At 59.2% G+C, this 18,450-nt stretch carries 21 protein-coding genes; 10 read left to right on the top strand and 11 right to left on the bottom strand.

Annotated elements, in window-relative coordinates; all coding sequences use genetic code 11:
* Positions 1–55 precede the first annotated feature (55 nt).
* Positions 56–556 (top strand): DUF3833 family protein, encoded by a 501-nt coding sequence (locus E8M78_RS10240; protein ID WP_137134964.1) that lies wholly within the window; start codon positions 56–58, stop codon positions 554–556.
* Here the strand turns inward: E8M78_RS10240 and E8M78_RS10235 are convergent.
* The 4 genes from E8M78_RS10235 to E8M78_RS10220 are packed head-to-tail and all read right to left on the bottom strand — an operon-like array spanning position 546 to position 3,581.
* On the bottom strand, positions 546–1,034 hold the full coding sequence (locus E8M78_RS10235) for a GNAT family N-acetyltransferase (RefSeq protein ID WP_137134963.1): 489 nt from the start codon (positions 1,032–1,034) through the stop codon (positions 546–548). The genes E8M78_RS10240 and E8M78_RS10235 overlap by 11 nt on opposite strands.
* A 3-nt stretch (positions 1,035–1,037) precedes the next feature.
* Positions 1,038–1,799 (bottom strand): molybdopterin-synthase adenylyltransferase MoeB, encoded by a 762-nt coding sequence (locus tag E8M78_RS10230; protein WP_137135064.1) that lies wholly within the window; start codon positions 1,797–1,799, stop codon positions 1,038–1,040.
* 28 nt (positions 1,800–1,827) lie between these two features.
* On the bottom strand, positions 1,828–2,949 hold the full coding sequence (gene recF / locus E8M78_RS10225) for a DNA replication/repair protein RecF (protein ID WP_137134962.1): 1,122 nt from the start codon (positions 2,947–2,949) through the stop codon (positions 1,828–1,830).
* 50 nt (positions 2,950–2,999) lie between these two features.
* Entirely contained in the window at positions 3,000–3,581 is a 582-nt protein-coding gene (locus tag E8M78_RS10220; protein ID WP_137134961.1) for a threonine transporter RhtB, read from the bottom strand.
* Between the two features lie 162 nt (positions 3,582–3,743).
* On the opposite strand from E8M78_RS10220, the gene E8M78_RS10215 reads away from it, so the two are divergent.
* Genes E8M78_RS10215 through E8M78_RS10205 form a run of 3 tightly spaced genes read left to right on the top strand, consistent with a single transcriptional unit; the run spans position 3,744 to position 4,840 of the window.
* Positions 3,744–4,037 (top strand): hypothetical protein, encoded by a 294-nt coding sequence (locus tag E8M78_RS10215; protein ID WP_246658289.1) that lies wholly within the window; start codon positions 3,744–3,746, stop codon positions 4,035–4,037.
* A 41-nt stretch (positions 4,038–4,078) separates the two neighbouring features.
* Positions 4,079–4,288: a SlyX family protein gene (locus E8M78_RS10210; RefSeq protein ID WP_170973392.1), complete on the top strand. Its 210-nt coding sequence runs from the start codon at positions 4,079–4,081 to the stop codon at positions 4,286–4,288.
* A gap of 9 nt (positions 4,289–4,297) precedes the next feature.
* Positions 4,298–4,840 carry a DUF924 family protein gene (locus E8M78_RS10205; RefSeq protein WP_137134958.1) on the top strand — a complete coding sequence of 181 codons (543 nt, stop codon included), beginning with the start codon at positions 4,298–4,300 and terminating at the stop codon, positions 4,838–4,840.
* Between the two features lie 10 nt (positions 4,841–4,850).
* Here the strand turns inward: E8M78_RS10205 and E8M78_RS10200 are convergent, their stop codons facing one another.
* The 7 genes from E8M78_RS10200 to E8M78_RS10170 all read right to left on the bottom strand — a co-directional run bounded on the left by E8M78_RS10200 (position 4,851) and on the right by E8M78_RS10170 (position 11,947).
* Positions 4,851–5,147, bottom strand: coding sequence for a hypothetical protein (locus tag E8M78_RS10200; protein WP_246658288.1), 297 nt, complete (start codon positions 5,145–5,147; stop codon positions 4,851–4,853).
* Between the two features lie 96 nt (positions 5,148–5,243).
* Complete coding sequence (locus E8M78_RS10195; protein ID WP_137134957.1) at positions 5,244–6,872, bottom strand: ABC transporter ATP-binding protein; 1,629 nt, start codon at positions 6,870–6,872, stop codon at positions 5,244–5,246.
* A complete protein-coding gene (locus E8M78_RS10190; RefSeq protein WP_137134956.1) occupies positions 6,869–7,366 on the bottom strand; it encodes a PIN domain-containing protein in 498 nt (165 codons plus the stop codon). Before E8M78_RS10190 ends, E8M78_RS10195 begins: the two co-directional genes overlap by 4 nt.
* Complete coding sequence (locus E8M78_RS10185; protein WP_137134955.1) at positions 7,363–7,653, bottom strand: hypothetical protein; 291 nt, start codon at positions 7,651–7,653, stop codon at positions 7,363–7,365. The genes E8M78_RS10190 and E8M78_RS10185 overlap by 4 nt, the downstream gene beginning before the upstream one ends.
* Positions 7,654–7,726: 73 nt before the next feature.
* Positions 7,727–8,869 (bottom strand): ABC transporter permease, encoded by a 1,143-nt coding sequence (locus E8M78_RS10180; protein WP_137134954.1) that lies wholly within the window; start codon positions 8,867–8,869, stop codon positions 7,727–7,729.
* Positions 8,870–8,871: 2 nt separating this feature from the next.
* The gene (locus tag E8M78_RS10175; protein WP_137134953.1) at positions 8,872–9,954 is read right to left on the bottom strand and encodes a microcin C ABC transporter permease YejB; all 1,083 of its coding nucleotides are present in this window, start codon (positions 9,952–9,954) and stop codon (positions 8,872–8,874) included.
* Positions 9,955–10,114: 160 nt separating this feature from the next.
* Complete coding sequence (locus tag E8M78_RS10170) at positions 10,115–11,947, bottom strand: extracellular solute-binding protein (RefSeq protein ID WP_137134952.1); 1,833 nt, start codon at positions 11,945–11,947, stop codon at positions 10,115–10,117.
* Positions 11,948–12,237: 290 nt separating this feature from the next.
* On the opposite strand from E8M78_RS10170, the gene mepA reads away from it, so the two are divergent.
* From mepA to E8M78_RS10140, 6 genes are all read left to right on the top strand, one after another.
* Positions 12,238–13,179 carry a penicillin-insensitive murein endopeptidase gene (mepA, locus tag E8M78_RS10165; RefSeq protein WP_246658295.1) on the top strand — a complete coding sequence of 314 codons (942 nt, stop codon included), beginning with the start codon at positions 12,238–12,240 and terminating at the stop codon, positions 13,177–13,179.
* Positions 13,180–13,282: 103 nt separating this feature from the next.
* Positions 13,283–13,663 carry a methylglyoxal synthase gene (locus tag E8M78_RS10160; RefSeq protein ID WP_137134950.1) on the top strand — a complete coding sequence of 127 codons (381 nt, stop codon included), beginning with the start codon at positions 13,283–13,285 and terminating at the stop codon, positions 13,661–13,663.
* 13 nt (positions 13,664–13,676) lie between these two features.
* On the top strand, positions 13,677–14,699 hold the full coding sequence (locus E8M78_RS10155) for a glucokinase (protein WP_137134949.1): 1,023 nt from the start codon (positions 13,677–13,679) through the stop codon (positions 14,697–14,699).
* 223 nt (positions 14,700–14,922) lie between these two features.
* The gene (locus E8M78_RS10150; RefSeq protein ID WP_137135062.1) at positions 14,923–16,644 is read left to right on the top strand and encodes an ABC transporter ATP-binding protein; all 1,722 of its coding nucleotides are present in this window, start codon (positions 14,923–14,925) and stop codon (positions 16,642–16,644) included.
* 30 nt (positions 16,645–16,674) lie between these two features.
* The gene (dapB, locus tag E8M78_RS10145; protein WP_137134948.1) at positions 16,675–17,496 is read left to right on the top strand and encodes a 4-hydroxy-tetrahydrodipicolinate reductase; all 822 of its coding nucleotides are present in this window, start codon (positions 16,675–16,677) and stop codon (positions 17,494–17,496) included.
* Between the two features lie 24 nt (positions 17,497–17,520).
* A complete protein-coding gene (locus tag E8M78_RS10140) occupies positions 17,521–18,156 on the top strand; it encodes a 2,3-bisphosphoglycerate-dependent phosphoglycerate mutase (RefSeq protein WP_137134947.1) in 636 nt (211 codons plus the stop codon).
* The last annotated feature ends 294 nt before the right edge of the window (positions 18,157–18,450 follow it).

Below are 18,450 nucleotides of genomic sequence, written 5' to 3'. Positions count from 1 at the left end.
AATCCAGTTGAACAGCGGGCGCGTATCACATCGCAAACAGGAAAGGAGACAGCCTATGAACAGGGCCGTGCTCTCTATGGCGATGGGGCTTGCGATGCTGACTGTGACGCAAGAAGCGTATTCAGCGGAATTTACTCTGGAATCCTATTTCACCGGCAAGACGAAGGCGACGGGTTCCTTCAGCGCCATCAATGGCGTGAAGAGGCAGTTTGATGTCGATTTGACCGGCACATGGAACGGCAAGACACTAACGCTGCGCGAGGATTTCAAATATTCCGATGGCGAGCGCGACACGAAAACCTGGCGCTTTACCAAAATCGGTCCTGGAAAGTACACTGGCACCCGCGAGGACGTGATCGGCGAAACCGTGGTAACCATCGATGGTAAGGTGGCCAAGTTCGATTACCTCGTCAATCTCGGCACCGCAGCAAAGCCGAACAAGGTACATTTCTACGACACGATGGAACTGAAGTCGGACGGAACACTGGTCAACACGGCATGGGTGACGAAGTATCTGCTGCCTGTGGCCAAGACCAAGGTTGTTTTCAGGCGGTGACGAGTTCAACCGCCTTGATCATCTCGATGAAGGTGATGCGGTCATAGCCGGGATGCGAGCGATCGGCGCTTTTCTCAAAGCCCCAGCGCCGGAAAGTTGCATGATTTTCGACAAGCTCAATACGGGTTTCCAGCCGAAGTTTGGCAAGCCCGCGCTCGATCGCTTCCTGCTCTGCCTGGGCCAGAAGTTGCCGCCCCAGACCTTGCCCCTGCCGTGTCTTTGAAATTGCAAGCTTGCCGATGTAAAGGCAATTGGGCAGCTCCGGTCGACAGAAGATGCAGCCGACGAGGACACCATTGTGCTTGGCAATATAGCAGAGCTCATCCTGCCCCTTCTGCCTGAGCGACTCAACTGTAAGCTTATGGGCCGACGAAGGCGGGTCGATTCGCGCATCCATATAGGCGAAAGCGGACAGGATCAGGGCCAGCAGCTCTGACCACTGCGTGAAATCATTCGGTAAACGCGTAACTTCCACCATGGATCAACCCTTGGAACGCCGCCGGTAGCGGATGGTGTTGAAGTTCGCACCCAGACTGTCATAGCTGAGCAGACGACCGACGAGAGGTACGCCAATGCCGGTGACGATCTTGATGACTTCCATCGCCATCAGCGTGCCGATGACGCCGGTCAAGGCGCCGATGACCCCGGTTTCTGCGCAATTGGGCAGAAGCCCCTGCGGTGGTTTGATCGGGAAAAGATCGCGATAGGTCGGGTTCTGCTGGCCTTCTTCATTCGTCTCATAGGGGGCAAGCACCGTGACGGTGCCATCAAAACGCCCGACCGCTCCGGTCACCAGCGGAATTTCCGCCGCTTCCGCCGCATCGGCTGCTGCGTAGCGCGTATCGAAATTGTCGGAACCATCCACCAGAAGATCGAAACGCTTGAGATGGTTTGCGGCAAAGGCGGCGTCAAAACGCTCTTCGAAACTGGTGACGCGCACATGGGGGTTCAGGCGAGCAATGGCCTGCTGGGCGCTCGCCGTTTTCAACTCGTTCAGCGTGCCGCTATCGTGAATGACCTGACGCTGGAGATTGGACAGCGAGACATGGTCATCATCCACGATACCAAGCGTGCCAACCCCGGCCGCCGCCAGATATTGCAGCACGGGAGCGCCGAGGCCACCTGCGCCAATCACCAGAACGCGGGCCTGTTTCAGTCGTTGCTGGCCTTCGCCGCCCACTTCCGGCAGCAGAATATGCCGCTTGTAACGCTCGATTTCGTCCTGGCTCAATGCGTCTGTCATGAGAATTCTGGCATTCTGGAGGGATGGGTCAGCCAAGGACAGTTCCTTGGTTGACGGTGAAAAACTGTGCCCGGTCGGCGAGCGCGGAGAACATGGCACGATCCGTGCCGGTCATGAAAGCCTGGCCGCCCAGATCATGCACGAGATCGAACAGCGCGGCGCGGCGACCCTCATCCAGATGGGCGGCAATTTCATCCAGCAATAGCACGGGCGCGCAGCCGGTCATATCGCCCGTCAACCGCGCATGAGCAAGGATCAGGCCGACCAGAAGCGCTTTCTGTTCGCCCGTCGAACACCGTTCGGCATCCATATCCTTTTCCCGGTGGCGCACCAGAAGATCGGCGCGATGAGGACCGGTCAGCGTGCGGCCCGCAGCGGCATCGCGATGGCGGCCTTCACGCAGGCTTGCCACATACTCCTCCTCCAGTTCCGCATAGGGGCGGTTTTCTGCCTCATCGAGAAAGCCAACAAGGCTCAATGAGGGGGAGGGGAAGGGCGTTTCGCCTGTCCGCGCGATCAGCGCCGCCAGCAGGGTCAGCATTTCCTGCCGTGCAGCCGCCATGGCAATGCCAAGCTCGGCCATCTGCACCTCGATACCGCCGAGCCATGCCGGATCGAACCGGCCTTCCGACAGCAACCGGTTACGGCTTCGCATGGCGCGTTCATAATCGGCGGCACGACGCCCATGGGCGGGATCGAGCGATAGCACGAGGCGGTCGAGAAAGCGGCGGCGATCGGAAGAGCCCCCGGTGAACAAGCCGTCCATGGCGGGCGTCAGCCACAGGACATTCAGGTGGTCGGTCAGTTCTTCCACCGATTTGGCAGGCGTGCCGTTCAATCGCAGCTTGCGGCTTGTGCTTTCTTCACCGGTCTCGATGCCGGTGCCGATGGCCACTTCGCCTTCGCGGCCTTCCACATCGGCAAACACCGAAAAGCCGCCTGAAGCGCCGACCCGCGTGACATCGGACAAAACGGCGCGTCTCAAACCGCGACCGGGGGAGAGAAAGGAGACCGCTTCGAGCAGATTGGTCTTGCCTGAGCCGTTATCGCCCGTCAGCACTACGTGACGCTCATCCAGCGAAAGGGCTGCTGCCGCGTAATTGCGGAAATCCGTCAGTTTCAGCCGGGTGAGATAGGTCTTCTGCGCCATTCCGCTCTGCTATCGCCAGAGGGTGGCGAAGGCAAGCGGGTCGTGGTCTTTCAGATGAGAGCACCCAGGCTGGTGCCGGTCAGAAGAAGGGCAAAGGTGAACATGCCGATGGAGGCCGCCCTGCTGATGAATGCCGGACTGAAGAGCCGTGCGCCCTTTTTCTTCAAGGTTGCACCGATTACTATCCAGCCAGATGCTGCCATCAAGATCAGCACGGCAAAGAGGGCTGTGCGGGGCATGAGCGCCAGAAGAGAACCGTGCGGCATGATGACGAGGCCGATGATGAGCGCCTTTGGATTGAGGCAGGTGGTGAGATAGACGCTACGCCCGGTCACGCGTGGATGACCTCGCGTAGGCGCAGGGATAGACCACAGGCGGATGGCCATGACGAAGACCCAGAGGCCCGCCACCAGCTTCATCCAGAGCGACAGCATTGGCCATTCATCGAAAACAGGCGCGGCAAGTGTGGCAACCGGCAGGATGACGGTGAGATAGCCCGCAAGCTCTGCCCCGATCAGTGGCATGGCCTTGACCACGCCGCGCTCGTAACCGCCAAGCGCCATCAGCGTGTTGGTGGGTCCGGGTGTGCAGAGCAGAAGCAAAATCGCGAAGGTGAATTCAACAAGCGTCATGGAGATAATCCCTATTCCATCCGCTTGTAGCGGTTCCACACCCGTGTGGATTGACTACGGTCAAGTCCAGGCGAAAAAAGCGCCCGCGACTACCGGAGCGACAAAGTTTCTGATGATGAAACCTCTGGTGATGTGCTATCTTGTCGCAGGAGGAGCATGGTCATGGTGGACAATGAGGATATGACACCGGAGGAGGCCCGCAGTGATCACTGGCAGATGCTGCGCTTTCTGGGCTTCAATGCTGGGTTCGGATTTGCGATCGGCCTGCTGATTGCGGTGGCGATCGTCTGGATGAATATCGGCGATCTGGGAACACGCATCGAGCGGGCCAGAAACCCGGCGCTGGTGTTCTTCATGCTCTCGGTGCCGCTGGCCTTTACCTTTGCCAGCGCCGTGCTGGGGTCTGCCGTCATGCTGATGCCCTACAAGCGTAAGAAGCAGTTGCAAGGGCAGTAGCCCGCAGGCTTCAGCTTCGCTACAAAGGCTTCATGAGCGAGATCAAGACTGACGCAGAGCGTATAACGCTTCTGGAAGAAACCATTGCCTATCAGGCAAAGACGATTGATGAGCTGTCCGAGCAGATTGCCGAGCAGTGGAAGGTCGTGGAGCAGGCGCGGGCCAAGCTTGACCGCCTGACCGAGCGATTCCTAAGTTTGGAGGAAGCGTCTCTCGAAGCGCCTGCGATTACCAAACCTCCGCATTACTGAGGCGACCCCATGATGCACGAGGGAGCCGCGAAGGTTTTGAATTTCTGGCGCGAAGCTGGCCCGGAGCGCTGGTTCGACAAGAATGCCGAGTTCGACGCGAGGTTTCATGACCAGTTCCGCGAACTGCATTTCACCGCAGCACGGCAGGAATTTGATGACTGGTTGAAGACATCGGACGAAGCGCTGGCGCTGCTACTGCTGCTGGACCAGTTTCCCCGAAATTGCTTTCGCGGGACGGCGCATATGTATGCCACCGATTACCTGGCGCTGCATTATGCCCGCAGGGCGCTGGTAGCTCATTTGGATGCCCAGGTGGAAGAGCAGCTCAGAATCTTCTTCTACCTTCCCTTCATGCATGCTGAGGATCTGGCCGATCAGGAGCTATGCTGCAAACTATGCGAACCGTTGGGCGGCAACTCGCTGCATCACGCTATTGAGCACCGCGACATCGTGGCCCGCTTTGGCCGCTTTCCCCATCACAACGCGATTCTTCTCAGAGAAACGACGGCAGAAGAGCGGGCCTTCCTGGAAGCGGGCGGTTTTGCCGGCTGACGTGTTACCGTCAAGGATTGGATGACGGCGGCGCGTTGGGGTTCACGGGCGCCGTGTCGCCAGCGGGCGGCGTGGCCGTCTGCTCTGCCGGAGGCTCGGTCGCCTGTCCATACCATTCCGCGGCACCCCAGGCGATCATCGCCAGCAAAAGCCCGGCCACCAGCACCATGAACACCGGCTTTCCTTCACGGCCCTGACGCGCCTGCGTCGGCGTCAATGGCTTTTCGACTGGTGGTGTGGTGCTGCGGGTAAAATTTGGGTCCTGCAAATGGCTTGGCGTGCCACGATCATCGATACGTGTGTTCATGTCGAATTCCTCCAAAGCGCGGTGATTGCGCGATCTGGAGAGCGAACGACATGAAATCGGAAATGGTTCCGGCAACAAGAACTCGCCGGACAATGGTTATTGCGAAACGGCTTGCGTCCGCACGGCTTTGAGATTGAAAGCGGCGGCCATCAGCGCCTTCGTATAATCGTTCTTCGGCTCGGCGAAGATTTGCGATGACGGACCTTCTTCCATGACCTTGCCGGAGCGCATGACAATGACGTGGTTGGCAAGCGCCTTCACCACCTTCAGATCGTGGCTGATGAAGAGATAGGCGAGATCATGCTTTTGCTGAAGGTCGCGCAGCAGGTCCACCACCTGCGCCTGAACCGTCATGTCCAGCGCCGAGGTCGGCTCATCCAGCATGACGAAGCGCGGCTTCAGCACCATGGCGCGGGCAATGGCGATACGCTGGCGCTGGCCGCCTGAAAACTCATGCGGGAAACGCCAGCGGGTGGCGGGATCAAGCCCCACTTCCTCCAGCGACCATGAAACCTGCCGGTCGCGCTCCGCAAAGGAAAGCTGCGGCTGATGCACCCGTAGCCCTTCGGCAATGATATCGCTGACCGACATGCGGGGGCTGAGCGAACCGTATGGGTCCTGAAACACCACCTGCAAGCGGTCGCGCAAGGGGCGCATCTGCTTGAAGGTGTAGGCGTTAATGTCCTTGCCGATGAAGCTGATACGGCCCTGGCTGGAAATGAGCCGCGCCAGCGCCAGGCCGAGCGTCGTCTTGCCGGACCCGGATTCGCCGACGATGCCGACCGTTTCACCGGCGCGGAGCGTTACATCAATGCCGTCCACCGCCTTTACATGATCCACCACGCGGCGCAGGAAGCCTGCCTTGATGGGGAACCAGACGCGGATCTCCTTGCCTTCCATGACGACGGCGCGGGACGGATCGGCGGCGGGCGGCTCACCGCGCGGTTCGGAATCCAGAAGATGGCGGGTGTATTCATGGGCCGGACGCTCGAACACATCGGCGACCGCTCCTTGCTCGACAATCCTGCCCTTGGTCATGACGCAGACACGGTCGGCAAAGCGCCGGACGATGCCCAGATCGTGGGTGATGAACAGGATGGACATGCCGTAGTCGTGCTGAAGTTTCTTCAGAAGCTCCAGGATCTGCGCCTGAACGGTCACATCCAGTGCTGTGGTCGGCTCATCGGCGATCAGCAGCTTGGGGCGGTTGGCAAGCGCCATGGCAATCATCACACGCTGACGCTGACCGCCGGAAAGCTCGTGCGGATAGGCCTTCAGCCGTTTTTCCGGTTCGCGAATGCCGACCTGATTGAGAAGCTCGATGACACGGGCACGCGCCGCATCCCCCGTCATGGCCTGATGCAGTTCCAGAATTTCTGCCACCTGCTGTTCGATCGTGTGCAGCGGATTGAGCGAGGTCATCGGCTCCTGAAAGATCATGGTAATGTCGTTGCCGCGCACATGGCGAAGCTCTGCATCGTCTGCCGTCAACATGTCCCGGCCTTCGAACAGGATGGAACCGGACGGATGGCTGGCCGAGGGATAGGGCAGTAGCTTCAGCACCGAATTGGCGGTGACCGACTTGCCGGAACCGGATTCGCCCACCAGCGCCACCACTTCGCCGGGCTGGATATCGAAGGAAACGCGATCCACCGCCAGCGACTCATGGCCACCCTGATGGAACGCGACGGATAGATCTCGGATCGAGAGGAGGGCGTCGGTCATGATGAAAGGCTTGCTGTAAGAGACGAGAGGGTTTCAACGTCGGGACGCAGAACCTTCAAGGGTTTGATCGGCAGTTTGCCGCGCAACGGGTGAATGAGTTCGTCAATGTCGGATAGACCCGTATCGGCTGAGAGGAAGGTGCTGCATCCCGCGAAGATGGCACTTGCGAGGTGGATTGCGTCGGGAAGCTTTGTCTTGCGTGAACCTGCTCTGATGAGCGAGGCTGTCAAAAGAACCTCCGGCGATAGCGGAACGTTCTGCAGCCAGTAACCGCCTCCCATCCAGCTTTCGTAGGTTTCGATGAGATCGCGATTTCCATTGGCCAGCGGCTTCACCAGCAGTTCGCTGTAGGTCAGCGTGCTTGTGAAGGGGATGTTTCCGAACATGCGGCAGGCGGTCAGGAAAGCAACGAGACCTTCCTGCTCCGGCCCCTGAACCTCTTTCAGCAGAATGAGGATATTGGTGTCGAGGTATAGGCAGGTAGATGACGTCATTCGTCATCCCACTCATCGCGCAGCTCGCGAATGCGCTGCACCGCTTCAGCCATGGACGTACCATGATTATAGCGCTCGGGATAATCCTGCCGATGCTGCAGAAGCTTCATGAGGTTATCGCTTACATCAACCTCCTCATCCCTCAGGCCGAAAAACGCCTTCAGAGGGTTCACTTCCGTCGGGATGACTTCAACGGTAACACGGGCCGATTCCGCGACGGGTAACCCCGCCCGCATATCTTCCGGCAGTTGGGCGATAGGGTAGTGCTCCAGAACAACCTTGTTCATCCAAATGACCTCCGGCATCCGTAACGCCTTTGCCAATATAGACCTGCTGCAAGAATAACGCGACCCATCACGCTCACCGGAATGTCTTGCGGGGGTCGAAGGCGTCGCGCACGGCTTCCCCGATGAAAATGAGCAGCGACAGCATGACCGACATGGAGAAGAAGGCCGTGAGCCCAAGCCACGGAGCCTGCAGGTTGTTCTTGCCCTGCGCAATCATTTCACCCAGCGAAGGTGAGCCCGGAGGCATTCCGAAACCGAGGAAATCCAGCGAAGTGAGCGTTGCAATCGAGCCGGAAAGAATGAATGGCAGGAAGGTGAGTGTGGCCACCATGGCGTTTGGCAAAAGGTGGCGGAACATGATCGTCCAGTCACCCACTCCGAGCGCACGGGCAGCACGCACATATTCAAAATTGCGCGCCCTGAGGAATTCGGCTCGCACCACGCCGACAAAGCCCACCCATTGGAACAGCAGCATGATGCCGAGCAGCACAAAGAAGCCCGGTGGCAGAATGGCTGCAATGATGAGCAGAATGTAGAGGACCGGCATGGACGACCAGATCTCGATGAAACGCTGCATCAGAAGATCGGTCCAGCCGCCGAAAAAGCCCTGAATGGCCCCAGCGGTGACGCCGATCAGAGCTGACAGGATGGTGAGCGCCAACCCGAACAGAACCGAGATGCGGAAGCCATAGATGAGGCGGGCCAGCACATCGCGCGCCTGATCATCGGTGCCAAGCCAGTTCATGTTGCCGAGCGTACAGTTCGGATCAGCATCCTTTTGCGGGTAGGCGGCGCAACGCTCTGCCTTGTCCAACAGCCAGAACGGCTGCGTGGGCGCAGAATGGGGAATCTCGGAATTGACCGTCTGATAGGAATAGCGGACCGGCGGCCAGACCATCCAGCCATTGCCTTGAATCTCCTGTTGGATGTAATCGGACCGGTAATCCGTCGTGGCAAGGAAGCCGCCAAATTTCTCTTCCGGGTAGTTCACCACGACGGGAAACAGCACTTCGCCCTTGTAGGACACCATAAGCGGACGGTCATTGGCGATGAGTTCGGCGCAAAGCGACAGGACGAACAGGACCATGAAGATCCAGAACGACCAGTAGCCGCGCCGGTTCGCCTTGAAATTCTGCCAACGGCGAAGGTTCGTCGGCGAAAGAAGCCCGCGCCGGGGCGGTGCAACGGGTGCGGTACGCTCTGAAACGGAGGCCATGGTCAGACCTCCCGCTTTTCAAAATCGATGCGAGGATCGATCCAGGTATAGATCAGATCCGAGATCAGCCCGACGACAAGGCCAAGCAGCGAGAAGATGTAGAGCGTGCCGAAGACAATCGGGTAGTCGCGGTTGACGATGGCGAGATAGCCGAGACGGCCCAGACCATCGAGCGAGAAAATGTTCTCGATCAACAGTGAGCCGGTGAAGAAGGCCGAGATGAAGGAGGCCGGGAAACCGGCAATCACGATCAGCATGGCATTGCGGAACACATGGCCGTAGAGCACGCGGTGCTCCGGCAGGCCCTTGGCGCGCGCTGTCACCACATATTGTTTCTTGATCTCGTCGATGAAGGAATTCTTGGTCAGAAGCGTCGTCGTCGCAAAGGCCGACAGCGAAAGCGCAATCAGCGGCAGCGTCAGGTGCCAGAAATAATCGACGATCTTCTGCCACCAGTTCAATTCGGCCCAGTTGTCGGACACGAGGCCGCGCAAGGGGAACCAGTCGAAGAAGGAACCGCCTGCGAACAGCACGATCAGCAGGATGCCGAACAGGAAGCTCGGCACAGCATAGCCAATGATGATGACGCCGGAGGTCCATACATCGAAAGCCGAACCATCCTTCACTGCCTTGCGGATGCCGAGCGGAATGGAGACCATGTAGGACACGATCAGAATCCACACGCCCAGTGACATGGAGACGGGCAGCTTGTCGATAATGAGATCGAGCACCGAGGAATTGCGGAAAAAGCTTTCGCCGAAATCGAAGCGGATATAGTTCCACATCATTTCCAGAAAGCGTTCCAGCGGCGGTTTGTCAAAGCCGAACTGCTTCTCGAGCTTGGCAATCAGCTCCGGATCCAGACCCTGACCGCCGCGATAACGCGCTTCGTCTCCGCCACCGGCCTGCAGGCTTTCCGAACCTCCGCCCGAGAGCCGGTCGCCGCTATCGGAGCCCTGCAATTGCGCAATGACCTGTTCTACCGGACCGCCCGGAGCAAATTGTACTACAAGGAATGAGATGCCCATGATGCCGATCATTGTCGGAATCATCAGCAGAATGCGGCGAAGGATATAGGCTCCCATTAGCGCTGGCCCGTCTGGCTGGCGCCTGCGCAGCGCGTTTCATTCCTGGTCAAAATGCAGCATCTCCCGCTGGTGGCATGTCGAATCAGCACATCCGACTAGATGGACTCTATGGCGAGAATGGCGCAAGCAGCTTGAACCGGGCTTGCGCCGCTGAAGTTTACTTCGCCCACCAGAGGGTCGGGAATCCGATGCCGTATTCGGGCAAAGGATCGGGGCGGACGAGCTTGCTCCAATAGGCAATGCGCGTTTCACCGGAATAGAACATCGGGATGACGAAGTGGTTCGCCAGCAGCACGCGATCGAGCGCATGGACCGCGGCAACCTGATCCTCGCGTGTTGGCGCAGTGATGATGAGCCGGATAATCCGGTCGATGGCCGGGTCTGCAATGCCGGCAAGATTGCGCGAACCGGTCTGGTTTGCGGCTTCCGAACCCCAATATCCGGCCTGCTCGTTGCCGGGGTTCATGGTCTGCGCCCAGACGCCGAAGACCATGTCGAAGTCGAAGCTGCGGACGCGATTGACATATTGCGACGAATCCACGGTGCGAATGCGCGCATCGATACCAATCTTCTTCAGGCTTGCCACATAGGGAAGAACCGTCCGTTCCATGGACGGGCTGTTCAGCAGTATCTCGAAGCTCATCTGTTGACCGGTCTTGGTATTGACCATCCGGTTGCCCTTAAGCTCCCAGCCTGCCTGCTTGAAGAGTTCGACTGCCTTGCGCAGGTTATCCCGCACCTTTTGCGGATCGCCATTGACCGGATTGGTGTAGGGCTCGGTGAAGACACGGGCCGGAATCTTGTCTTTCAGGCCGGTGAGGATCTCCAGTTCCTTGCCTTGCGGAAGTCCCTTGGCGGCCAGATCCGTTCCCCAGAAGAAACTGTCCACACGGTTCAGGCCACCAAAAGCCAAATTCTTATTCAGGTCCTCGAAGTCATAGGCATAGTTCAGCGCCTCGCGGACGCGCGCATCCTTGAACTGGTCGCGGCGCAGGTTCGGCACATAGGCCTGCATGACGCCCTTGGCGCGAAACTCGTTCTTCAGCGCCTCACGCTTTACACGCCCATCCTTGACCGCATCGAAATCATATCGTGTTGCCCAGCGGCTGGAACTGTTTTCCTGCCGATAATCGATCTGCCCGGCGCGGAAGGCTTCCAAGGCCACATCGTAATCGGCGAAATAGGTGTAGGAAATTACCCGGAAATTGTTCTGGCCGATATTGATCGGCAGATCCTTGCCCCAATAGTCGTCACGCAATTCGTACCGGATTGTGGAGCCGGCCTGGAAGCTGGCGATCTTGTAGGGGCCAGACCCCATGGGCGGCTCCAGACTTCCTTTGGAGATATCGCGCGCGAAGCCCTTGGCATCCTTGCCTTCATACCAATGCTTGGGCAGAATCGGAAAATCCCCGACGATAGCGGGCAATTCCTTGTTGTTCTTCTCGTCGAAGCGGAAGGTCACTTCCCGCTCGCCGGTTTTTTCCGCGCTTGTTACATGACGGTAGTAGTTCGCCAGAACATTGCTGTTGGCCTTGGCGCTCTGGAAGCTGAACACCACATCATCCGGCGTCACCGGTTTTCCATCGGCCCATTTTGCTTCTGGGCGTAGACGGAATGTCACCGACGAGCGGTCCTCGGGAAATGACAGGGCCTCCGCCAGCAGGCCGTAGCTCACGCCGATCTCGTCTTCCGACTGCTTCAAAAGCGTATCGAAGACGATCCCGACACCCGCTGCCGGATTGCCTTTGTCGGCCAGTGGATTGAAGCTGTCATAGGTGCCTTCATCGGCAAGCCTCAGTTCCCCCTGCTTCGGCGCATCCGGGTTCACATAGGGCAGGCGCTTGAAATCCGCGGGCAGTTTTGGCGGCTCGAGAACGCCGATCGCGTGACGCCACTGAGGCTGGTCCTGGGCATGGAGATCGGCCGGAGACGCCATCATTGCCAGCACTGCGAGCGCCAGCGCCCCATTTCGAAACTGCGCCAAATTCATTCGGGCTGCCCCTTTCATTCTTGTTATGTCGATGAAGCATAGGGCAATTATGTCCAAATAACAGTCTTCTTGCCTCACCATCGGTTTACTGCCGAAGGCTTTGCCCTCAATCGGCCCCGGTTTATGCGTCAATGATTCACCAAACGGGCAAATCAGTTTAGAAACGAAACGGTACGGCTTGATCTGCTGGCCGATAAAACTCAGGTTCCCTGCGCATGACTTCAATGACGACCGTTCTGAAAGCTGGCTTGCTGGGCGTGCTTTCGCTTTCTCTATCGATCCCGGCGGCCATGGCGGATCAACCCGCCAAACAGGCCTTTGGTGCCGTGACCCTGCCAAGCGCGGGGGTGCCGACGCCGATCGGCTCCTATGCCAAGGGCTGCGTGGCCGGTGCCGTGGCGCTTCCAGATGACGGGCCGAACTGGCAGGCCATGCGCCTTTCCCGCAATCGTCACTGGGGCATGCCGCAGACTGTTGCGACGCTGAAGCAACTGGCCGACGATGCGGTTCGTCTTGGCTGGGGCAAGGGGATTCTGGTGGGCGACATGTCTCAGCCGCGCGGCGGACCAATGCCCTTCGGCCACGCTTCCCATCAGTTGGGGCTGGATGTCGATGTGTGGTTCACGCCCATGCCGGAGAAACGCCTGACGCCGGAACAGCGGGAAACAATTCCTTTCACCTCCATGCTCGACAAGTCGAAGTTTCTGACCACCGACAGCCGCAAATTCACCTCCACTGCAGCAAAACTGGTGATGACGGCGGCAAGCTATCCGCAGGTGGAGCGCATATTCGTCAATCCGGCGATCAAGAAGAAGCTTTGCGACAGCTGGACCGGAGACCGCAGCAATCTCGGCAAGGTGCGTCCGGCCTACGGTCATGACGAGCACTTCCATATTCGTCTGTCCTGCCCGGCAGGGGTGGCAAGCTGCAAGCCGCAGGCAGCGGTCGCCGCGGGTGATGGCTGCGACAAGTCTCTCGCCTGGTGGTTTACCGATGAGCCCTGGGCCAAGCCGAAGAAGGACCCGAACGCCCCGCCGCCCAAGCCGCCGCGCCCCATGATGCTATCCGATCTGCCGAAGGAATGCGCCGTGGTACTGAACGCGCCCGCCAACCGTAATGCGGTGGCAGGAACCCGTCCGCAGGCGGCACCTGCATCGGCGCTTGCACCCATGGGTGATGACGACATGCCTGATCTGCCCGATAGCGCACCTTCACCGCGCGCCAAACCCTGATTATAATCGGTTTAAATCCTTCCCATGTCCCGGTGGTTCGGTATAGATACAGCCAGTGGGCATGGGAGGAACCCGTGCGCTCTGACGAATGGGAGGCGGTCTAATGTCTGACAGACCCTGTATCGCGCTGATTGCGCATGACCAGAAAAAGGCCGAGATGGCGGAGTTTGCCCGGCGGCATCAGGTCGCTCTCTCCCGATTTCGCATTGTAGCGACGGGCACCACCGGCGGACGCGTGCTGGAGGCGTGCCCGACGCTGGACGTAACGCGCCTGAAAAGCGGACCACTGGGCGGTGACCAGCAGATCGGTGCGATGATCGCGACCGGAGAAGTCAGCATGCTGATCTTTTTCACCGATCCATTGACGCCGCTGCCGCATGATGTTGACGTGAAGGCGCTGACGCGCCTGGCGACCGTCTACGACATTCCCATGGCGCTGAACCGCGCAACGGCTGAAAAGCTGATCGATTTTCAACTGACCTGATACGGATTTTCTGATGGCAAACGCATCCGAGAGCGAAACTCTGGCCTTCCCGATCCTGATCGGCGACATCGGTGGTACCAATGCCCGCTTTTGGATCCTGTCGGACGCGAAAACAGAGCCGCAGCAGTTTCCCAATGTGCGCACGGCAGACTTCGCCAACATTGATGATGCGCTCGCCCGTGAAATCTTGCCGAATGCGAATCAGAAGCCGCGCTCTGCGATTCTGGCGATTGCCGGTCCGATCGAAGGCGATGAGATCGCGCTGACCAATTGCGACTGGGTGGTGCGGCCAAAGACCATGATCGCCGACCTCGGTTTCAAGGATGTGCTTGTCATCAACGATTTCGAGGCGCAGGCCTTGGCCGCGGCGACCTTGACGCCGGATTATCGCGAGCCGATCGGGCCTGCGCACGAGGCACAGATTGCCTCTCGCGTCGTCATGGGTCCCGGAACGGGTCTGGGTGTTGCAGGCCTGCTGCGCGCCCGCGATATGTGGTTTCCCATCCCGGCCGAAGGCGGCCATGTGGATCTCGGCCCTCGCAGCGAGCGCGACCTGCAGATCTTCCCGCATATCGAGCGGATCGAAGGTCGTGTGGCTGCGGAGCAGATCTTGTGTGGTCGTGGTCTCGTCAATCTTTACCGGGCGCTCTGCACGGCGGATGGCATAGAGCCGAAGTTCACCGATCCGGCGGATATCACTTCGCACGGCCTTGCGAAGTCCGACGCGCAGGCCACCGAAACGCTGTCGCTGTTCGTCACCTATATCGGTCGCTATGCGGGCGATCTGGCGCTGATCATGATGGCAAAGGGCGGCGTCTATCTGGCGGGCGGTATCAGCCAGAAGATCATTCCAGCCTTCCGCTGGCCGGAGTTCCGCACCGCCTTCGAGGACAAGGCGCCGCACAACGGCCTGATGCGCCAGATTCCAACCTTCGTAGTCACGCATCCGCAGGCTGCTCTCTCCGGACTTGCAGCCTTTGCCCGCATGCCGGATGAATTCGGCCTGAACACCAAAGGTCGGCGTTGGAGAGGCTAAAGCAGGCGATACCCGCTCTGTGCTTTCTGTTGCAAGGCGGGAACACCTTGCAGCAACAGCACGGCTGACACGCAATGGTGTGCTAGCAAAACAGGCACGGACTGGCTAAGACCGGCGTGAGTTTGGCAATTTCGCCGCCTCGTCAAATGGGACATTGCTGTTGGAGCAAAGCGAAAAAGACAGACTGGCCGCGTCCCGCGTCGATGCCGGCACAGTCACCAGCATGTTGAAGCGCATTATTGCCGAAAACGGGCGCGAGCACGTCAAGGGCTATGCTTTCGCCATCAGCTGTCTTGTGCTCGTCGCGCTGTCCACGGCCTTTACGGCCTGGATCATGGAGTCTGTGGTCAACGAGGCCTTCGCCAACAAGCGCGCCGATCTCGTTCTGCTTATCTGCGGCTCGATCTTCGTTGCCTTTCTCATTCGCGGCTTCGCCTCCTATTTTGAAGCGGTGACGCTTTCAAAGATCGGCAACAACATCGTCGCCGTCTATCAGCGCCGCCTTTACGACCATTTGATGAAGCTGTCTGTCGGTTTCTACAACGAATCCCGTTCGGCCCATTTGGCAGCGCAGATCAGCCAGAACGTCAACGGTATCCGCGACGTCATGAACCTGACGATCACCTCCACCTCGCGCGATCTGCTGACGCTGATTGCCTTGATCGGCGTGATGATCAGCAAGGACTGGATCCTCTCGCTCATCGTCTTCTTCGTCGCTCCGCCACTTCTGTATGCGTTGCGCTATGTTTCGAAGCGTCTGCGCAGCGCGACCCGCGAGTCTGTCGAGTTCAACAGCCATGTTGTCGGCGCCATGCAGGAGACCATCCAGGGCATTTCCATCGTCAAGGCGTTTACGATGGAGCAGGAACTGAGCCGCAAGGTCAATTCCATCATTGGCTCGGCGGAAAACCGCGCCAACCGGATCGCCCGTCTCTCGGAACGCACGGCGCCCCTGACGGAAACCTTCGCCGGCGTAGCGATCTCCAGCGTTCTGGCCTATGCAGCCTTCCGCTCGATCTACAATGACGTGCCGCCGGGCGCCTTCTTCTCCTTCGTGACCGCGCTTCTGATGGCCTATGACCCGGCGCGTCGCCTTGCGAAACTGCAGGTCAATATCGAACGCGCCGTTGTCAATGCGCGCATGATCTATGACCTTCTCGATCTCCAGCCGATGCAGCGGGAGCATACGGATGCCAAGGATCTCGTGATTACTGCCGCGGCCGTCGAGCTGCGCGATGTCGTATTCCGCTACGGGTCCACCGAACCGGTGCTGCGTGGTGTGAGCATCACCGCCGAGGGCGGCAAGACAACCGCTCTGGTGGGTCCATCCGGTGCCGGAAAATCGACGATCATTGCGCTCATTCCCCGTTTCTATGATCCGGCGGAAGGGTCGATCCTGATCGACGGGCAGGACATCGCAAAAGTCACCAAGACATCGCTTCGCCGTCATATCGCCTATGTCTCGCAGCAGCCCTATCTTTTCGAAGGCACGATCCGCGACAACATCCGCTATGGACGCCCGGAGGCGACGGACGGGGAAGTGGAAGAGGCGGCCAAGCTTGCCTATGCGCATGATTTCATCCTGGCGCAGCCGCAAGGCTATGACACGCCCGTCGGCGAAAACGGCGTGACGCTCTCCGGAGGGCAGCGCCAGCGGCTTTCGATCGCCCGTGCGCTGGTGCGCAATGCCCCTATTCTTCTGCTCGACGAAGCCACATCGGCACTCGACAATGAATCGGAAGCGGCTGTGCAGAAGGCGCTGGAAACGGCGATGAATGGGCGAACCGTCGTGGTGGTCGCCCATCGGCTCTCAACCGTTGTGAAGGCCGACAAGATCGTTGTGATGGCCGAAGGCCGCGTTGTCGAGGAAGGCAGCCACGAGGAGCTTGCACGCCGTCAGGACGGGCTTTACGCTCGCCTCAACAATCTTCAGTCGCCGAACTGATCAGATCCTGAATGGAGAACAGACTTTCCAATGAGCGAGCATGACATGAAGCTGGTGGTCGTCGGCGCCGCAGGGCGCATGGGCCAGACCCTGATCCGCATCATTCAGGAAACGAAAGGCGCTAAACTTCATGCGGCCATCGAGCGCGAAGGCTCACCCTTCATTGGCAAGGATGCGGGCGAAATGGCCGGTGCCGGTTTCATTGGCGTGCCGGTGACATCCGACCCGCTCGAGGCCTTCCTGCATGCGGATGGCGTTCTGGATTTCACCTCTCCCGCAGCCAGTGTTTCTTTCGCCGGTCTCGCTGCCCAGGCCCGCATCGTCCATGTGATCGGCACGACAGGGTGTTCTGAAGCTGATGAGGAGAGATTTCAGGCGGCAGCGCGCCATGCCCGTATCGTCAAATCCGGCAATATGAGCCTCGGCGTGAACCTGCTGGGTGTTCTGGCAGAGCAGGCGGCGCGCGCGCTGCCCGCGGCAGGCTGGGACATCGAAGTGCTGGAAATGCACCACAAGCACAAGGTGGACGCGCCTTCCGGCACCGCCCTTCTGCTGGGCGAAGCGGCTGCCAAGGGTCGCGGAATTGCCTTGAAAGAGCATTCCGTTCGCGTGCGCGACGGTCATACCGGTGCGCGTGAAGCGGGCTCCATCGGCTTTGCCACGCTACGCGGCGGCTCGGTCATCGGCGAACATTCGGTTCTTTTCGCAGGCGAGGGTGAGATCGTGACGCTCTCGCACAGTGCCGGAGACCGCTCGATTTTTGCCCGTGGTGCCGTGGCCGCAGCCCTGTGGGCGCATCCGCAAAAGCCGGGTTTCTATACCATGCTCGATGTACTCGGGCTCAACAGCTGATCACCTTTATATCTGGAGGAATTCATGAGCGGAACTCTCGTGCTCGTCCGTCACGGACAGAGCGACTGGAACCTGAAGAACCTGTTCACCGGCTGGAAAGACCCGGAACTGACCGAGCTTGGCGTGCAGGAAGCCACCGCAGGCGGTCAGGCACTGGCCGAGACGGGCATCAAGTTTGATATCGCCTTTACCTCTGAACTGAGGCGTGCGCAGGAAACCTGCCGCATCGTTCTGGAGCAGGTGGGGCAAAGCGGTCTCGAGACGATCCGCGATCTAGCCCTCAACGAGCGTGATTATGGCGATCTTTCCGGCCTCAACAAGGATGACGCGCGCGCCAAGTGGGGCGAGGAGCAGGTTCACATCTGGCGTCGTTCCTACGACATTCCGCCTCCGGGTGGCGAATCGCTGCGCGACACCGGCGCTCGCGTCTGGCCCTATTACCTGACGGAGATCCTGCCGCGCGTGCTGAAGGGCCAGACGGTTCTGGTGGCCGCGCACGGCAATTCGCTGCGCTCGCTGGTGATGGTTCTCGATCGTCTGTCCAAGGAAAAGATCCTGAAGCTCAACCTCGCGACCGGCGTGCCGATGGTCTACAAGCTGAATGCCGATTCCACCGTCGCGTCCAAGGATGTTCTGGGCGATATGTCCGGCGCGCATTAATTACTGATCACATGAAAGCGGCCCCGCGATTGCTCGGCGGGGCCGCTTGCCATCCGGATCAGGGGATAATCCGGAGGGGAAGGGCGGCGGATCTTGCACGCATCAGCACCGCTTCCGGGGATTGCGACTAGATTCTTACTTGGCGTACCAGTAGGCAGTGAGCACACCGCTTGCTGCGAAAACTGCCATGAAGGTCGCCATCAGGATTTCCACATCCATCGTCATTCTCCTTCTGTTTCCGCTAGAATGCAGAAGAAACCGTTTTGGTTGCAAAGGCGATTGGATTTTCATTTC

Origin of the sequence: Rhizobium sp. FKY42, from assembly GCF_005222835.1 — a bacterium.
Classification (GTDB): domain Bacteria; phylum Pseudomonadota; class Alphaproteobacteria; order Rhizobiales; family Rhizobiaceae; genus Neorhizobium.
This window is presented reverse-complemented; position numbering and strand designations above follow the sequence as displayed.

What these genes read in the sequence shown, in the direction of transcription:
- E8M78_RS10240 (WP_137134964.1), top strand. Translation starts at nt 56, where the DNA reads ATGAACAGGGCCGTGCTCTCTATGGCGATGGGGCTTGCGATGCTGACT.
- E8M78_RS10235 (WP_137134963.1), bottom strand. Translation starts at nt 1,034, where the DNA reads ATGGTGGAAGTTACGCGTTTACCGAATGATTTCACGCAGTGGTCAGAG.
- E8M78_RS10230 (WP_137135064.1), bottom strand. Translation starts at nt 1,799, where the DNA reads ATGACAGACGCATTGAGCCAGGACGAAATCGAGCGTTACAAGCGGCAT.
- recF (WP_137134962.1), bottom strand. Translation starts at nt 2,949, where the DNA reads ATGGCGCAGAAGACCTATCTCACCCGGCTGAAACTGACGGATTTCCGC.
- E8M78_RS10220 (WP_137134961.1), bottom strand. Translation starts at nt 3,581, where the DNA reads ATGACGCTTGTTGAATTCACCTTCGCGATTTTGCTTCTGCTCTGCACA.
- E8M78_RS10215 (WP_246658289.1), top strand. Translation starts at nt 3,744, where the DNA reads ATGGTGGACAATGAGGATATGACACCGGAGGAGGCCCGCAGTGATCAC.
- E8M78_RS10205 (WP_137134958.1), top strand. Translation starts at nt 4,298, where the DNA reads ATGATGCACGAGGGAGCCGCGAAGGTTTTGAATTTCTGGCGCGAAGCT.
- E8M78_RS10200 (WP_246658288.1), bottom strand. Translation starts at nt 5,147, where the DNA reads ATGAACACACGTATCGATGATCGTGGCACGCCAAGCCATTTGCAGGAC.
- E8M78_RS10195 (WP_137134957.1), bottom strand. Translation starts at nt 6,872, where the DNA reads ATGACCGACGCCCTCCTCTCGATCCGAGATCTATCCGTCGCGTTCCAT.
- E8M78_RS10190 (WP_137134956.1), bottom strand. Translation starts at nt 7,366, where the DNA reads ATGACGTCATCTACCTGCCTATACCTCGACACCAATATCCTCATTCTG.
- E8M78_RS10185 (WP_137134955.1), bottom strand. Translation starts at nt 7,653, where the DNA reads ATGAACAAGGTTGTTCTGGAGCACTACCCTATCGCCCAACTGCCGGAA.
- E8M78_RS10180 (WP_137134954.1), bottom strand. Translation starts at nt 8,869, where the DNA reads ATGGCCTCCGTTTCAGAGCGTACCGCACCCGTTGCACCGCCCCGGCGC.
- E8M78_RS10175 (WP_137134953.1), bottom strand. Translation starts at nt 9,954, where the DNA reads ATGGGAGCCTATATCCTTCGCCGCATTCTGCTGATGATTCCGACAATG.
- E8M78_RS10170 (WP_137134952.1), bottom strand. Translation starts at nt 11,947, where the DNA reads ATGAATTTGGCGCAGTTTCGAAATGGGGCGCTGGCGCTCGCAGTGCTG.
- mepA (WP_246658295.1), top strand. Translation starts at nt 12,238, where the DNA reads ATGGCGGATCAACCCGCCAAACAGGCCTTTGGTGCCGTGACCCTGCCA.
- E8M78_RS10160 (WP_137134950.1), top strand. Translation starts at nt 13,283, where the DNA reads ATGTCTGACAGACCCTGTATCGCGCTGATTGCGCATGACCAGAAAAAG.
- E8M78_RS10155 (WP_137134949.1), top strand. Translation starts at nt 13,677, where the DNA reads ATGGCAAACGCATCCGAGAGCGAAACTCTGGCCTTCCCGATCCTGATC.
- E8M78_RS10150 (WP_137135062.1), top strand. Translation starts at nt 14,923, where the DNA reads ATGTTGAAGCGCATTATTGCCGAAAACGGGCGCGAGCACGTCAAGGGC.
- dapB (WP_137134948.1), top strand. Translation starts at nt 16,675, where the DNA reads ATGAGCGAGCATGACATGAAGCTGGTGGTCGTCGGCGCCGCAGGGCGC.
- E8M78_RS10140 (WP_137134947.1), top strand. Translation starts at nt 17,521, where the DNA reads ATGAGCGGAACTCTCGTGCTCGTCCGTCACGGACAGAGCGACTGGAAC.